At 53.2% G+C, this 15,241-nt stretch carries 13 protein-coding genes; 10 read left to right on the plus strand and 3 right to left on the minus strand.

Annotated elements, in window-relative coordinates:
- The first annotated feature begins 24 nt into the window (after positions 1–24).
- Entirely contained in the window at positions 25–756 is a 732-nt protein-coding gene (locus HW115_RS07610; RefSeq protein ID WP_178931987.1) for an RsmE family RNA methyltransferase, read from the plus strand.
- A gap of 295 nt (positions 757–1,051) precedes the next feature.
- Positions 1,052–3,319 carry a hypothetical protein gene (locus HW115_RS07615; RefSeq protein ID WP_178931988.1) on the plus strand — a complete coding sequence of 756 codons (2,268 nt, stop codon included), beginning with the start codon at positions 1,052–1,054 and terminating at the stop codon, positions 3,317–3,319.
- Between the two features lie 102 nt (positions 3,320–3,421).
- Here the strand turns inward: HW115_RS07615 and HW115_RS07620 are convergent, their stop codons facing one another.
- Positions 3,422–5,842 carry an ATP-binding protein gene (locus tag HW115_RS07620; RefSeq protein WP_178931989.1) on the minus strand — a complete coding sequence of 807 codons (2,421 nt, stop codon included), beginning with the start codon at positions 5,840–5,842 and terminating at the stop codon, positions 3,422–3,424.
- A gap of 193 nt (positions 5,843–6,035) precedes the next feature.
- On the opposite strand from HW115_RS07620, the gene HW115_RS07625 reads away from it, so the two are divergent.
- Both HW115_RS07625 and fdhD read left to right on the plus strand, forming a co-directional pair.
- Positions 6,036–6,935 carry a muramidase family protein gene (locus HW115_RS07625; protein ID WP_178931990.1) on the plus strand — a complete coding sequence of 300 codons (900 nt, stop codon included), beginning with the start codon at positions 6,036–6,038 and terminating at the stop codon, positions 6,933–6,935.
- A gap of 147 nt (positions 6,936–7,082) precedes the next feature.
- On the plus strand, positions 7,083–7,955 hold the full coding sequence (gene fdhD / locus HW115_RS07630; RefSeq protein ID WP_227021340.1) for a formate dehydrogenase accessory sulfurtransferase FdhD: 873 nt from the start codon (positions 7,083–7,085) through the stop codon (positions 7,953–7,955).
- A gap of 67 nt (positions 7,956–8,022) precedes the next feature.
- Here fdhD and HW115_RS07635 read toward each other — a convergent pair whose 3' ends face one another.
- Positions 8,023–8,736: a Bax inhibitor-1/YccA family protein gene (locus HW115_RS07635; protein ID WP_178931991.1), complete on the minus strand. Its 714-nt coding sequence runs from the start codon at positions 8,734–8,736 to the stop codon at positions 8,023–8,025.
- A 31-nt stretch (positions 8,737–8,767) separates the two neighbouring features.
- Complete coding sequence (locus HW115_RS07640) at positions 8,768–9,424, minus strand: HdeD family acid-resistance protein (protein WP_178931992.1); 657 nt, start codon at positions 9,422–9,424, stop codon at positions 8,768–8,770.
- A gap of 447 nt (positions 9,425–9,871) precedes the next feature.
- On the opposite strand from HW115_RS07640, the gene HW115_RS07645 reads away from it, so the two are divergent.
- From HW115_RS07645 to HW115_RS07670, 6 genes are all read left to right on the plus strand, one after another.
- Entirely contained in the window at positions 9,872–11,704 is a 1,833-nt protein-coding gene (locus HW115_RS07645; RefSeq protein ID WP_178931993.1) for a cytochrome c oxidase subunit I, read from the plus strand.
- Between the two features lie 39 nt (positions 11,705–11,743).
- On the plus strand, positions 11,744–13,333 hold the full coding sequence (locus HW115_RS07650; RefSeq protein WP_178931994.1) for a cytochrome c oxidase subunit 3: 1,590 nt from the start codon (positions 11,744–11,746) through the stop codon (positions 13,331–13,333).
- 90 nt (positions 13,334–13,423) lie between these two features.
- Positions 13,424–13,762 carry a cytochrome C oxidase subunit IV family protein gene (locus HW115_RS07655; protein WP_178931995.1) on the plus strand — a complete coding sequence of 113 codons (339 nt, stop codon included), beginning with the start codon at positions 13,424–13,426 and terminating at the stop codon, positions 13,760–13,762.
- Between the two features lie 68 nt (positions 13,763–13,830).
- Entirely contained in the window at positions 13,831–14,031 is a 201-nt protein-coding gene (locus HW115_RS07660) for a hypothetical protein (RefSeq protein WP_178931996.1), read from the plus strand.
- Positions 14,032–14,067: 36 nt separating this feature from the next.
- A complete protein-coding gene (locus HW115_RS07665) occupies positions 14,068–14,298 on the plus strand; it encodes a hypothetical protein (RefSeq protein ID WP_178931997.1) in 231 nt (76 codons plus the stop codon).
- 21 nt (positions 14,299–14,319) lie between these two features.
- Entirely contained in the window at positions 14,320–15,105 is a 786-nt protein-coding gene (locus HW115_RS07670; protein ID WP_178931998.1) for a cytochrome c oxidase subunit II, read from the plus strand.
- Positions 15,106–15,241 lie beyond the last annotated feature (136 nt).

Below are 15,241 nucleotides of genomic sequence, written 5' to 3' on the forward strand. Positions count from 1 at the left end.
TCCAATCTCTAACGCATTCTCCCCATGAACCGGTATTATCTTCCAGCGGATTCCTGGCAGGAGAGCGGCCTTGTTCTGCAGGGAGAAGAGGCGAAGCATTGCAGTCGGGTAATGCGCGCTCGGGCAGGTGACCGGATCGAAGTCTTTGACGGTAACGGCTGCTCCGCCGTGTGTGAGATTCTCTCTGTGAATAAGGGAGCGGTGGCCTGTAAGCTGCTTGAACGCGTTCAGCATCGGATGCCGGACCATCCGATGACCTTGTGTCAGGCCATCCCGAAGGGGGGGAATATGGAGCTGATCGTACAGAAATCGGTTGAGCTCGGAGTCAATGTGATCCAACCCCTGATCACGGCCCATACTGTCGCCCGGCCGGAATCACTGGCAAAAAAACAAGCAAAGTGGCAGCGCATCGCCCTCGAAGCTTGTAAGCAGTGTGGTCAGAATTTCTTACCTGAGGTAAAGTCGCCCTTATCCTTTGCCTCATGGGTGGACCAGGGGCCGTCATTTGGTTTGGCGCTTGTCGCCTCATTGGAAGACCGGGCTCGTCATGTGAAATCGTTGTTTGAGGAGGATCCGGTTTCAGGGAGCATTGCCTTATTGGTTGGCCCTGAGGGGGATTTTTCCGAAGATGAGTACCGTGCGGTCTATGAATTGGGCTTTCAACCGGTTAGCTTTGGTGAAATCGTGATGCGGGTTGAAACCGCAACGATGTACGGATTGAGTGTGATTCAACACGAACTTTCTGCCGCTGAGTGATCAGCAGCTGGTTAGTGTAGGATTGGCTTCTACCCTTGTAAATCCCTTAGAATCAGTCGATTGGGGTTTGATTTTTATAAAGTCGCGTAAAAAATATAATACTTTTCGAGGCTGAGATTTTTGTCAAAAAAATGTATTTTTTAGCATCTCGGCCAAGCCCTGCAAATAGGAGCTTGGGGGCTGCTGAAGTCCCGTAAATCAAGGTTAGATAGGGGTTTCGACATTGACATTTCATTAAGATTGGGGCATTACTCACGTCCCTTTCCCCCCCTGATGAGAATGTTTTAATGATCTGATGGGCTTTACCCTTACATCGACTATGTTGGCTGCGATGCTGTCAGCAGGAGTCACCGGACACATTTACGGCTGGACGCCGGGTGTTGGCAATGAATCCACGACGTCTGACTTCACCGTTGACCGGCAGTCGCGTAACGACGTGGTTTCTTTTTGGCATGGTGTTTATATGGAGTCGGAGGGTTATGCGGACCGGATCCAGTGGACGGGATCGGTTGCCGGTGCGGCACCAGGTTCTACATCGTCGGCTTTCAAGGGGGATGTGCAACGGAGGATCAACTACTATCGTGCGATGGCGGGTTTAAGCGCCGATATGGATATGACACCGTCATCCACGGTCCTGATTATCGGGGAAACTCCAGCGGGAGCTATTCCCCAAGCGTCTACGACCAAACAAGTGGCAGCTCAGGCAGCCGCCCTGATGGTTTCTCGCAATACCAGTGAATATCTACCAGGTGGTGGCGTGAGTCAGGGTGATGATCCTCACAACCCGTCTGCATCCTGGACACAGGGGTGGAGTTCCGAACTGGCGAAGCAGGCGCGTAATGGAGCCTTCTACTCAAACCTCGCATCTGGCTTATACGGTCCAGGGGCGATTGACGCCTACATGGATGAAAATGATCAAGGGGCCGCCGGGGCTGTAAATGCTGATGTGGCCCACCGTCGGTATTTGCTATACTCACGAAGGGCTGAATTTGCGACAGGTGACGTGACCTCTTCATCGGGTGGCAGCTATTATTCTGCAAATGCCTTATACTGCGCAGGAAATCTACGTTCGAGTGTGGTCCCGCAGTTTGTCGCTTGGCCGTCAGACGGCTATTTTCCCGAGCCCTTGGCGACGGATTACTGGTCGTTGAGTTTTCCCGGGGCCGATTTTTCATCCGCAACGGTGACGATGACCACGGGTGGAGGTTCAGTTGTGAATACAAGCGTGGTTTCCAGGACGGCTACTTATGGAGACAATACCTTGGTCTGGACGCCGGATGCATCATCGATGACTTCAGCCGATACCAACGACCAGGTGTATCATGTGACCGTATCCAACATGGTGCTCAACTCGGTGGTGGTCAGCCACAGCTACACGGTGACCATGATCAACCCGAACCGCTTGCTGGACTCTCCCGACCTCGCCGGTAGCGCCAGCCCCCCTGATTCGGGTGCCCGTTATTATTTTGATCCCATCCCCAATGTGGAAGAGTATGAGCTCGATGTCTCGCGCCAGACCGTGGCGACATGGCTCGAAGGGGCTGAAGCGGGAACCACGGGGTTGATCGTTGATGGTACCGAGGGAGGATATGACCTGATATCCGGGATTCGTTGGAATGCTTCGAATTTTTATTCGACTGGGAGTAAGGCGTTCCGATTGGCCTTTGAGACCGTGCCTCGAACGGACCAGATGATGACGATTCAACGTTCGGTGATTCCGAGGGCTGGAGCTGGTCTTAGTTTTCAGATGCGGAGAGGATACATGACCTCTAATGCCCAATTGCAGGTTCAGACTTCCACCGATGGTGGTGATACCTGGATCACGCAGCAGACGTATTCAGGAAATGGCAATGGTGGTGTGGATGGGAGGTTTAATCTGAAACAGGTCTCCCTTCCTTCCGAAGGACTGCAGACATTGATTCGGTTTTTGTTTACGACCTTGACCCCTAACAGTGGTTATTCCATTGCGGACCATGGCACGGCTTACCCCTTGGGGGTGTTCATTGATGATGTGCAGGTGACGAATTGCGATGTGCTTGAGAGCGCGGTGCCGGTGAGTTATACTGGTGATTGCTCATCGGTGTTGTTGGATGCCACTTCTGCGGGCGGCAGCCTGCTGGTTGGAAACGATTACGTTTTACGATTGCGCGCCAGGATGGGGGATCATTGGTTTGGGTATGGTGAGCCGTTGACTGTGACGCCTGTGACCGAAGCTTCATTGAGTGAGTATGATGCGTGGGTTCGCTCGGAATATTATTTTATTGGTAGGTTTGATGAGGATTACGACCAGGATGGTATCCCGAATGGTGTTGAACGGGTTTTTGGTATGGATCCTACGGATAAATCCGATGGAGCTGCAGCGCTACGACCATCGATTGTTGATGGGCACATTCAGTTGTCCCATGCCATCATTCCGGGGGGAACCGTCGCGGCGCAGTTATCCTATACTCTGCAGTCAGATAGTTGGCAGGACGTCACGGTTCTCATTGAAAACGGACGGGCATCGGTTTCAGTGCCGATTGGCCAGCAAGCGTGTTACTTGCGCTGGAAGGTGAGTCAGTAGCGGTGGAGCAGGCTGCTGTCCTGACAGTATCCGGGGTGGGGAAGAGCATGGAGTGAGCATTCCCAAGTTTACCGCACACAATGGATTGCTTGAATTGTATTTCTACCCCCAGAGTGCTTGGCCGTGCTCATCGTAAGGAAGCCAGAGCAGGGCGGTGCTGTTGACGTGGATATTTTTTTTGTAGGGTTTGACGCTGACAGTTTCGAGCTCCACTTCGGTGGGGTTGAAGCGTGATTCGAGTTCTTCGATTTCATCGGCCAGTTCGGCTTGGAGTTCGTCGATATCTTCCTGGATGGCGGCAATTTTCTTTTCGGCGAGTTTGACATCGCTGCGTTGTTTGTAGGCTCGCGTGGCGCTGTTGATGGTGGTGGAGGTTGAGCTGCGGCGGCCGCCAAAGAGCCCTCCGAGCAGCCCGCCGAGGATTTTCGCACCGGTTTGCCAGTTGGCTGAGCTGGATTCGGCTTCTTCGCGGGCGAGCGTGTGCTCTGCGCGTTCCCGTTGATTCACCTTGGTTCTGATTTTCCCAGCGTATTTATCGCGCAGCTTATCCACGGCTTGATCACGTAGCTCTCGGGCGTGTTGGGCGAGCCTACCACGGAACGTGCCTTCTGACTCCCCGAGTTGGGAGTAGGATTTGAGCAGGGGGCTGTGGAAGAGTTCGATTCGTTCGTGGTGGTAGATGTGGGTGATGAAGTCTTTTTTGACCTGCTTGTAGTTTGCCGCATTCATTGCATAGCCTGGCAGGGCGGCAAATCCGGCACCTTCTTCCGGCGAGTTCGACATCGCAGCGACGGGGTGGGGGATGTTGATCGGGTTGTCCCAATCGATACTGCTTTCGAGCATCGGGTTGCAGGTGCGCAGGATGCGTGAGCCGTCGAGTTTGTATTTGCTGGAGGTGAAATGCACCCGGGCTTCGCGTAGGAGTGCCGGTTGGTATTCCACTCGTTCAGCCTCGTTGATCACCGGCAGAAAGTATTCGACCACGCTGTTACCTACGACCGGGCGGGCTGAGCGGCTGCTCGTTTCACGCTTCTGCGGTATGGCCATCGGGTTGGATGGCGTTGTCGGCGTGACCACGCTGGAGGCCTCAAAGGCGTGGCGTTTGGGGTCCATCAGTTGTTTGATTTTGCGACGGGTCAGCGGGCCGCAGAGGTAGCTCATCACCCAACGCACATGAAAAATTTCAGGGGCACTTTCATGCACGTTGTTCATGAGAAAGATTCTGGCTCCCAGCCCGGCGAGGAGCTGTTCCATTTCGGCGCGATCGAATCCTCCGTCCTGGGATGCGGCAGCTCCTTCCAGGCCATCGAGCACTCTGGCTTTGTCGCGTTCGGTTTGCAGACGGCCCAGCCACCAGGTCCCAATATTCGAGAGGGCCTTGTAATCGAGGTCGACCGGGTTTTGGGTGGCGAGCAAGACACCCAGACCGAAGGCCCGTCCTTGTTTAAGCATGGTCATCAGAGGCTTTTTACTCGGTGGGTTTTGGCTGGGTGGCAGGTAGCCGTAAATTTCATCCATATAGAGTAGGGCGCGTAGGCTGGTGGTGCCGTTTTGCGCCCGCATCCATGCCAGCATTTGGTTGAAAAGCAGGCTGACAAAAAACATGCGCTCGGCATCACTGAGATGGGCGATGGAAAAAATCGAGATGCGTGGTTTGCCATCGGGCGCGTGTAGCATGGTGTCGATATCGAGCGGTGGCCCATCGAGCCAACTGGAAAAACTCGGGGAGGCCAGGAGGGCGTTGAATTTCAGTGCCAGCTTCTGACGCTCCTTGGCGGGCATAAACGACTCGATATCGATCACGCCTACGGTGTCGAAGGGCGGTTTTTGCAAATAGCGGATGATCGATTCCAGACTCAGGTTTTCTTCCCGCTTCCAGCAGTGGCCGAACAAGGAACCGAGCAAAATGGCTTCGGGGCTTTGGATGGGGTCGGCATCCTCACCCAGCAGCGATAGCAGCGAGCTGACTGTGCTCTCGATCCGGTCCCCGAGGAGTTCGCCGTCATCGAGCACCTCGAACGGCGGTGCCTCGAGAGAGCTGAGAATAGAGACGGGAATACCAGCCTTGCTGCCGGGAGTGAAAATATTGATGTCCACTTTGTTTTGCAAGGTTCGGACACGATCGGGGGATTGCCCCCACTCTCCAATGCCTTGTTTCCATTTTTGGGCGGTTTGTTCGGCGTATTCATCAGCGGAGAGATTTTTCTTACGGGCATCGTCTTCATTGATCCACGGTCGGAAATCGGATCCTCGAAAATCGGGGAAGGTGAGCATCAGATTGGCAATGTCTCCCTTGGGGTCGATAATGATCGCCGGCACGTTGTCCATGGCTGCCTCTTCGAGGATGGACAGGCACAAGCCGGTTTTTCCGGATCCCGTCATGCCTAGGACCACACCGTGGGTGACCAGGTCTTTGGAGTCATAGAGGGTCAGTCGGTCCTGTAGCTTTCCTTGTTTCAGGTCATAGCCACGTCCCAAGTAGAACGATCCCAGAGTTTCAAAATCATGGGTTTGAATATCCATTACTTACCTATCATGGATATCCTTGCCGGGAAGGAAAGTCAGAAATAGAGCATGGCTTGAATAAAAATTTTAGAGAATGAAGTCGCCAGATCCCTCAAAATCAAGGGGTTTGACTTAAAAGTTTTTATAAATATTAAGAAATATTAAATTTTAACTTGTCAGTGCCAAAGTTTTTAGAATAATAGGGCTCGTTATGAAAACCATCTCCCTTATTTCAACCATGTTGGTTCTGCCTGCGGCTTCCCTTTTGGCCCAAGGTCAGAGTGAGCTTGATTTATTGAAGGCGCGGATTGACGTCCAAGAGCGTCGGATCAGCCAGCTTGAGAGTGCCTTGAGTCGCTTGAATACTGGTGCTGTGACTTCAACCACGGCCCCGAAGAAGGCGGCAGCGCCTGCAAAGAAGGCTCCTGTAGCCCATGCGGGGGAATACACCGTGAAGCAGGGGGACACCCTGACCCGGATTGCTGCGCGTCATCAAACGAGCGTGGAGGCGATCAAGCAGGTGAATGGATTAAAAAGCGATGGCCTGATGGTTGGGCAAAAACTTCGCTTGCCAGCAGCGCAGTCGGCAGCAGCAAAGACTACGCAACCGGTACCTGCAAAGAAAGCGGAAGTTGCCAGTAAGGCTCCCGCCAAGGCCCCGGCTCCGCAGCTGACGGGGAAATACAAGGTGAAAGCCGGAGATACCTTTTACGGGATTGCTCGCCGATACAACATGAGTGAAGCCACCTTACAGGCTGCGAACCCAACAGCGGTTCCCACACGTTTGCAAATTGGCCAGGAGTTGCTCATTGATGCCAAGGCAAAGCCTGCGAGCAAGCCTGCAGCTCCTGTGGCCAAGTCGAATGCGAACAAGCCAATCGATAAGCCGGTGGTAAAAAAGACAGCCATGGCTAAGTCTTCGACTCCGGCGCCCGCTCCGAAAAAGAGAAGCTCGATCCGGACGATTACGGTGAATGAGCAGATGACCTATGGTGCATTTGCTAATCGGCATGGTGCGAGCACTTCGCAGCTGAACTCGCTGAATGGCTTGAACCTGAGTAAGAGCACGATGTTAGCCAAGGGCTCCGAGTTGTATGTGCCGGAGTTTTAGACAATGAATTTTAGCTGTCACCCCGGGGGGGGAGGGCAGCGCATTTTCCCTAAGGGGGGAATCATAACGACGAAAAAGGGTTGGGCGCACGGTGATTGGTTTCACCGTGCGCCCTGTTTTTTTGCTCGAATACTTGCTGCCTGCCGTTTGTCTGCTGGCCCCTGTGGGGCTCGTGAGGAAATCGGGTTGCTCTCGGAATCAGCCCACGCTAGAAAAGCCGGTATGAATCAGCTGGGTAAGGAGTATGAGCTTGGGCAGGGTAACTCGAGTGGGGTGGAGGATGCCGTGGATGCGGTTGCGGTTGAGGAGCCGTTGCAGATCACGGTTGACGGCACTCCGGTGGCGGTGGTGATGCGCACGCCGGGTGCCGACCGGGATTTGGTGTCCGGTTTTTTGCTTTCCGAGGGCTTGGTGGATTCGCTGAACCAGGTGGTCAATATTGATTTGGAACGTCAGCTCAACCACGCTTACGTTTTTTTGGCAGATGATGTGGTTTTGGACCATCATCGGCTGAGTCGGAATTTGTTTAGTGCGTCGTCGTGCGGCATTTGTGGCAAAGCGAGTATCGAGGCGATTCATTGTCAGGCGCCGGCGATGGATTCCGATCTGGTGGTGCCAATCGAGGTGTTGCTGGCTTTGCCGGAGCGCATGCGCGAGGCTCAGGCCGGGTTTGAGCATACCGGTGGGCTGCATGCTGCGGCGTTGTTCAGTGTCGAGGGTGATCTTTTGGTTCTGCGTGAGGATGTGGGTCGCCACAATGCGATCGACAAGGTGATTGGAGCTGCGGTGGCTGGGGGGATCGACTTGTCCCGGACGCTGGTGCAGGTATCCGGTCGGGTTTCCTTTGAGGTGATGCAAAAAGCCTTGGTCGCCCGGGTTCCGGTGGTGAGTGCCATTTCCGCGCCATCATCGCTGGCGGTTGATTTTGCCAGGGAGAGCGGGCAGGTGCTGGTCGGGTTTTTACGTCCACCTCATTTCAACGTCTATGCCGGGCGGGAGCGGGTGAAGTGTGGTACATAAAAAAACCGGAATAGCGTGGGCTACTCCGGGTGATGGAAAGTGCGTTGTGAAGCGTTGCTGGCTGGTGCTATTCGCGCGACATAAATATCTGCAGCACATACCAGAACAGTAGGGCCACACTGGCGAACAGCCCGAGAGAGGCTGCAACGTATTGTTCTGTGCCGTAGTGGTGGATGATGTTGCTGGTGTTGTAAAGAATACAGGCGGCGGCAAAGGCCACCATGATCACGGAGAACCAGAGGCCCAGTCCGACAGCCTGGGGGAAAACAACCGCGATGACAATCACGCCAAGGGCGATGAGTCCGCCAACCTTGAGGATGCCTCCGAGGAAGGAGAAATCTTTTTTGGTGGTGAAGGCAATCAGAGTGAGACCGGCAAAGAGTAGGGCGGTGACGCCACCCGCTTTGAGAATCAGTGAGTTGTCCTTGGTCATGTACTGGGCCATCAGCAAAAGCGGCAGGAAGATCAAGGCTTCTGCCACAATGTAGAGGCCGAGTCCCATATATTGGGTTTTCAAGCTGGTTGAACTGAGTGCCCACTTGTTGGCGATGTGAGAGACAAACATGAAGACTCCGAGTACGATCAGCCAGCTGAAGCTGCTGGTTCCGAGCATACGAAAGACGGTGTCGCCGATCCCCGGAATCGAAAGCAGGGCGGTTTCGACCAAGGCAAAGGCAAGGATCGCTCCGGCGAGATGGCCGTAGGTCTTACGGATGAAGGCTGCCCGGATATCTACGGGTTGGGCTGCGACGGTGTACGGATTGGCGTATGACGTTTGCATGGGGGGAGTATAAAAGTGATTGGCTCTTGTGCTAGTTGTTTTTTACGGAATTCCTGTCACCGGTTTTGATGGCTCCGCGGACGGTGGTTCCGGTGAAGATCATGGCCCAGCCGTCGAAGATCAGGTTGATACCAAAGAGGATACCGAGGGCGAGGGCGCCAGAGACTGGCCAGTTGCGCCAGAGCACTAGCCCCAGCAGCAGAGTGATGACACCGCTGACAAGAATCCAGCCCCAGCCGGCTCTCGGCCTGATTTTGAACGCCTGGATGATTTTGATCATGCCGTCGGCCATGAAGTAGGCGATGAGAAAGAGGGTGATGACGCCAAGCCCGAGGATGGGTTTGGCCAGCATCAGGCCACCGCAGGCGATGGCCAACACACCACTGATGATGGCGAATACGGAATGGGCTACCCCAGCTTTGAAAGCGTGGATGATTTGGAAGATCCCACCAACCGCGAGCGCGGCTCCGACAAAGTACTGGATGGCGATGCCGACGTAGAAGGGGGAGCTGAGGGCAAACAAACCAAGAAGAATCGTGGCAATGCCAAGGGTGATGACCCATCCCGCTCCTTTTTTGACCGATTGCGCAAGGGGATCGTTCTGTTCTATGGCCCCATGGGCGGGGGCACCTGGAGTGTCTGGAGTGTCTGGAGCAGTGTCTGGGCTGTGATCAGAGGGCTGTGTCATTGCTGCACTCTATCAGATGTTCGGGTGATGTCGAGAATGAAGCGTTATGGGCGCGGGCGCTGGGGGCATTGGATCCTGTGGGCGATCCCGAGCATCGATTTGTGTCATGGAATCGAAGAAAATCTATACACTTAGCATATTTTGCTCTAAATTGAACCTCTGAGCAAAATATGCTTGCTAAATAGCAAGACTCGGCTTGAATCCCGGCTCATCTGTGCGGGGGTTCTCGAGCAGGGGGCTTTAGCACTGGGAAGTCAGATGGTTTCAAGGCTGTGTCAGCGATGATGTAGCCTCGGATCCGCAAGTGTTTCTCAAGCTGATGTTTTCTCGCAATCCATCCATACAGATACCCACACCCATCCGTTCAAACCCTTCTGATTTCTTTGGAAATCCTTTCTGCAATCATCCGACCTTTTTTAAGTTTCCCACTTTTCTGATTTATCCGTCATGAGCGACCACGACGACCACCACCACGACCCCGGTTTTATCCGGAAGTATGTTTTTTCGACCGATCACAAGGTGATTGGCCTTCAGTATGGTTTTACCGCGCTGTGTTTTTTGTTGTTTGGTTTCTATCTGATGATGGTGATGCGTTGGAGTATCGCTTACCCGAACGAGCCCCTGCCGGTGTGGATGAGCTGGTTATTTACCGAGGACTGGAAGGCACAGTGGCTGAGTGACGGCAAGCTTCCGGGGGAAACCTATAATATGTTTGGTGCGATGCACGGAACCATCATGGTGTTCCTCGGAGTGGTGCCGCTTGGGTTTGGAGCCTTTGGTAACTATGTGACGCCCTTGCAGATTGGTGCGCCTGATATGGCCTTTCCCCGACTGAACATGGCAAGTTACTGGATCTACCTGATCGGTGGTATCATGATGTGCGGAAGCTTTTTCATGGAGTCCGGTGCTGCCAAGTCCGGTTGGACCAACTATCCGCCACTCTCCTTTTTTGCAGACTCCCAATATCCACACCAGTTCTGGACCGGGCAGACCCAGTGGTTGCTTGGTCTGGTGATGCTGATTACCTCATCGCTCTTGGGGTCGGTGAACTTTATTACCACGATTATCAACCTGCGGGCCAAAGGTCTGACCTGGATGCGGATGCCCTTCTTTGTCTGGGCGATGTTGGTGACCGGATTCCTTTTGCTGCTCTCCTTCCCGCCATTGGAAGTGGCCGGGATCATGCAGGTTGTCGACCGGATGTTTGGCTCGAGTTTTTTCCAGCCGAGTGGCTTGTATCATCAGCAGATTGGATTGTCGGATGCCTCCGGCGGTGGTAGCCCTTTGTTGTTCCAGCACTTGTTCTGGTTCCTTGGTCATCCGGAAGTGTATGTCTTGCTGCTACCGGCGATTGCCTGTGTGGCGGAAATCATCCCGGCGAATACGCGTCGCCCGATCTGGGGATACAAATCCATGGTTTACGGTGTGTTGGTGCTCGGCTTCCTGTCGTTTATTGTGTGGGCACACCACATGTATATGACGGGGATGGGACCTGCGGTTTCCACCTTCTTCCAGACGACAACGACGCTTATTTCGATTCCTTCGGTGATATTGCTGACCTGCTTATTGATTTCGCTTTGGGGAGGATCGATTCGATTCACACCGGCGATGATGTGGGCCTGTGCTTTCCTGCCGATGTTTGGCATTGGTGGTCTGACCGGTCTGCCGCTTGCCTTCAACCTGGTGGACTTGTATCTCCACGATACCTATTATGTGATTGGGCACTTCCACTACGTGGTGGCTCCCGGGATTTTGTTTGGTCTGTTTGCTGGTATTCACCACTGGTATCCGAAGATTTCGGGTCGATTCATGAGCAAGAAGCTCAACCATCTGCACTTCTGGCCATCCTTGATTTTGATGAACACCTTGTTCTTCCCCATGCTGATCCAGGGTATGGCCGGATTCCACCGCCGTTGGTATAACGGTGGGGATGCTTACCTGACCGCTGACCCCGACAGTGCGAACGTGTTTGGCAAGACCGTGGCGGAATACATCGATCTGAACATCATGATGTCATGGTCGGCCTGGTTGCTTTGTGCGGCTCAAATCCCCTTCATCATCAATGTTCTGGGTGCTTGGAAATTTGGTAAGAAGGTCGAGAGCGACAACCCATGGAATGCCTGCTCACTCGAATGGGCGACCCCGACGCCTCCAGGTCACGGAAACTTTATCGAAGAACCGATCGCTTACCGTGGATCCTACGAATACGGACGCCCCGATATGGAAGAGGACTTCCTTCCCCAGTGGCAGAAACCAGCCGAAGAGCCAACAAAAGGGTAATTCTTTAGATCGCAGCAATTTTTCATATCACCTTTACTCATGGAAATTCCCTACATTGTCGAACCCCGCAAGGACACAGGCCTGACCAACTCAAAGATCGGTATTTGGCTCTTTCTCGCATCCGAGGTCATGCTCTTCGGCGGATTGTTTTCAGGTTACATCTTCCTTCGTGTTTATGCGGATTACCCTTGGCCGGAGCGCACGCTTCCGATTTTGCCTGGCTTGATCAATACCTTCATTCTGATTGCCTCATCGGTCACGGTGGTGTTTGCCTGGGTGGCGCTGAAGCTTCGCAATTGGCGTAAATTCCAAATCAACATGAGCATTACGATTGTTTGTGCGCTCTTGTTCATGGTGTTGAAGGGGTTTGAGTACAATGCCAAGTTCCAACACCAGGCGGTCCGCTTGGATGATTACACCGTGGTGGAGGGGCACGCCCACGCCCAAGACGGTAGTCACGACAAGAAAAAGCCGACCAAGAACCTAAACATCGAGGCGGACTCGGTGACGGTCAATTTGCGCAGGGTGGACGATATTTATTTCGAGGCCCTTTCATCCCAATACGATGCCGCCAAGCTGGTTTTGGCTGAGGACATCAGCATAGGTCAAGATTTCACACTCTCCAAGGAAACCCCAATTAGCCTGGATATACTGCATCAAGCGAAGGAATACTTCCTTGAGGCGGTAGCCAATAACAGTGAAGTAAACACCGAGATCGCTCGCGAGGTTTGGAAGTCGGTCAAAACCGACTTACCGGGGAAGCGATATTACGAGCCCGAGGTGAAAGAATACGTCACTGCCAAAACCAAAGAGCTGAGCGAAAAACGGAAGGGCGACCTTCTGGATGTCGTGCCCAGCTTGACGTTTGTCCCCAGTGCAGGATCCGCCCCTATTTCTGTCAACCCCTACTGGGGCAAACTCAGCCAAGCCAAAGCCGGTGAAAGCGGCCAACTGAAGCTCAAGGATGAAACGGTTATTTCCGGAACGATTGCTGCCAGCCCGATCATTATGGGCGTGGATGGTATCGATTTCCGCCACACGGTCCGCAAGGCCGATGAAAAAGGGATTTCGGCCAAAGCTGCTGTCGAAAACTCCTGGCTTCTCAAAGATGAGGGCATGAAGGAGCTTTGGGCCAAGCATGAACTGCTGGTGGCCAAACTCGCCGAGGAAATCAAGCACAAGGGGCACGAGCCCACTGAAACCGAGACCTACCGAATGAACTGGGACGAGATTGCCGCTGTTCAGGAGAAATCGATGGAGGAGCTTGAAGCGATGACTTACAGCGAGATCAAAGCTGGATTTCCTGGTATGATTGTCGGGTTCACCGGACCTAATCATACAAAGTTCAAGTTTCCTGAAATCACCGTTCCCCGCGAGCAGGTGCGTTTTGAGTCTCTCTTTACCCCGCGCTGGAATACCTATTACGCCACTTATTTCACCATCACCGGCCTGCATGGCTTGCACGTGATTGCAGGGGCCTTTGTTTTGGGCTATTATCTCTTCTTCGGGCGGAAAATGTTCAATGAAAACCCAACATGGCTCGCCAACCGGGTGGAGGTCGCCGGCCTGTTCTGGCACTTCGTTGACCTGGTTTGGATTTTCCTCTTCCCGATCCTCTACCTCATGTAATTGCCGACCGAGCCAGCATTTATGGAGCTGGCGGATCATAAAACCTCGACAGACTACAGACACTCTCACTTCTCATTCCCCATCACGACCATGGCTGATTCCCCAGAAGAAATCCAAAAAGCGAGTAAACTCTATCTCCTGATCGGAGCGACACTCTTCGTATGCACGGTACTTACCGTGGCGGTTGCCAAATTTGAGTTCCTCGACTTCGGTCAGCGCGGATTTGATGGCGTTGATGCAACCATCGGCTTGTTGATTGCTTTGTTTAAATCGTCACTGGTGGCGGCTATTTTCATGCACCTCAACCATGAGAAAAAGTTGGTTTACTGGACCTTCGGCAGTGCTATCTTCTTCGGTGCGTGTCTGATGTTGCTCACCGGACTTGCTTTTTCCGATCCGATCCAATTTCAAGGTTTCTTCGGGCGTTAGGCTCGAAATGCTGCACCCCCTACTCACTACAATCTACTTATCCTCAACCCTTTCACTACCCGAGCACCATGTCTTTAAAAGGTTTTCATATCCTCTTCATCACGATTGCCACCTTACTCTGTGTGTTTGTCGCGCTGTGGGCTTTTGTGCTTGAGCGCTTGCCTGACCCCGGGCTGCAGATGTTTGGTGCCAGCTGTGCCTTGGCCTCGGTTGCTTTGCCCATTTACGGTTGGCGCTTTTACCGCAAGGCCAAAGCCATTCACGTCTAGTCCGATTTCTTCCGCGAACCTGAACCCTCAAAGCATATGACTTCATTGATCAACACTCTGGCCTGCTCCGTTTGTATGGGGGTGGGTGAAGAACACCGGGATTCGATTGCCGCGGGTTACGCCATGCTGGTGATGCTGTTGATCATTGTTCCCATGCTCTGTGCGATCATCTTTTTTATCGTGCGTATGGCCAGACGTGAGCAGGAACAACTCGACCCAGCTTTGGCAGATTCCCGAACCGCGACCGATCACCAACCTTTTCTTTAGCCTCTACCCTTTCTTTTTCCCATGTCTATTCTCGAACTCTTCGGACTACCTGAAAACTACTCCCAGCACGGTGAGCAAGTTGACCAGATGAACTCAGTGATTCACTGGTTGATGCTTGTGCTCTTTGTCGGCTGGACCATCTTCTTCTTTGTGACCTTGTTCAAGTTCTGGCACAAGCGGAACCCGAAGCCGAGTTATAGCGGTGTGAAAAACCACGTGTCGACTCACCTTGAGATAGGTGTGGTGATTGTCGAGGCTGTGTTTTTGTTGGGATTTGCCTTTCCGCTATGGGCTGAGCGCACGGATACCTTCGAGCGTGTCGTCGCCAATGACCCGGAAGCTCCCCGGGTGCGTGTCATCGGACAGCAATACAGCTGGATTTACCACTATCCGGGTAACGACGGCGTGTTTGGACGCACGGATAATGCACTGATTTCAGCGGACAATGCAGTCGGAATCGACCCGGATGACGTTAATGGGCACGATGATTTTATTTCCACCACCGCGCTGAAGCTTCCGGCTGGACGTAACTGCATCCTCCAGTTGACCTCGAAGGATGTCATTCACAACTTTGCCATCGTTCCTTTGCGGATCCAGCAGGATTGCATTCCGGGGAAAGAGATCCCGATGTGGTTCAATCCGGTCAAGGAAATGGAAACTTCGGTGATCTGTGCGCAACTTTGCGGGGAAGCCCATGCGAATATGAAGGGAAGCCTTGAGGTGATCAATGCAGCCGAGTATGCCAAGTGGGCCACCTCAAGAAGTGAGGAAGAGTTGGCCAAAAAGAAGGCTATGGCACTCAATTAGAACAATCTATCAAAAGTTAGTTTTTGTCGAGGTGATGGGGTTTTTCCATCACCTCGTTTTTTGTGACAGATGTGGCACGGGAATTGTTTAGGAAATTCCATATCTTACTTGCTACTTGAGGGCGGAGGCTCTATGA

The organism is Oceaniferula marina (assembly GCF_013391475.1).
Lineage (GTDB): Bacteria > Verrucomicrobiota > Verrucomicrobiia > Verrucomicrobiales > Akkermansiaceae > Oceaniferula > Oceaniferula marina.

Coding starts and splice junctions, on each gene's coding strand:
- HW115_RS07620 (WP_178931989.1), bottom strand. CDS start 5,842: ATGGATATTCAAACCCATGATTTTGAAACTCTGGGATCGTTCTACTTG.
- HW115_RS07635 (WP_178931991.1), bottom strand. CDS start 8,736: ATGCAAACGTCATACGCCAATCCGTACACCGTCGCAGCCCAACCCGTA.
- HW115_RS07640 (WP_178931992.1), bottom strand. CDS start 9,424: ATGACACAGCCCTCTGATCACAGCCCAGACACTGCTCCAGACACTCCA.
- HW115_RS07645 (WP_178931993.1), top strand. CDS start 9,872: ATGAGCGACCACGACGACCACCACCACGACCCCGGTTTTATCCGGAAG.
- HW115_RS07610 (WP_178931987.1), top strand. CDS start 25: ATGAACCGGTATTATCTTCCAGCGGATTCCTGGCAGGAGAGCGGCCTT.
- HW115_RS07650 (WP_178931994.1), top strand. CDS start 11,744: ATGGAAATTCCCTACATTGTCGAACCCCGCAAGGACACAGGCCTGACC.
- HW115_RS07625 (WP_178931990.1), top strand. CDS start 6,036: ATGAAAACCATCTCCCTTATTTCAACCATGTTGGTTCTGCCTGCGGCT.
- HW115_RS07665 (WP_178931997.1), top strand. CDS start 14,068: ATGACTTCATTGATCAACACTCTGGCCTGCTCCGTTTGTATGGGGGTG.
- HW115_RS07655 (WP_178931995.1), top strand. CDS start 13,424: ATGGCTGATTCCCCAGAAGAAATCCAAAAAGCGAGTAAACTCTATCTC.
- HW115_RS07660 (WP_178931996.1), top strand. CDS start 13,831: ATGTCTTTAAAAGGTTTTCATATCCTCTTCATCACGATTGCCACCTTA.
- HW115_RS07615 (WP_178931988.1), top strand. CDS start 1,052: ATGGGCTTTACCCTTACATCGACTATGTTGGCTGCGATGCTGTCAGCA.
- HW115_RS07670 (WP_178931998.1), top strand. CDS start 14,320: ATGTCTATTCTCGAACTCTTCGGACTACCTGAAAACTACTCCCAGCAC.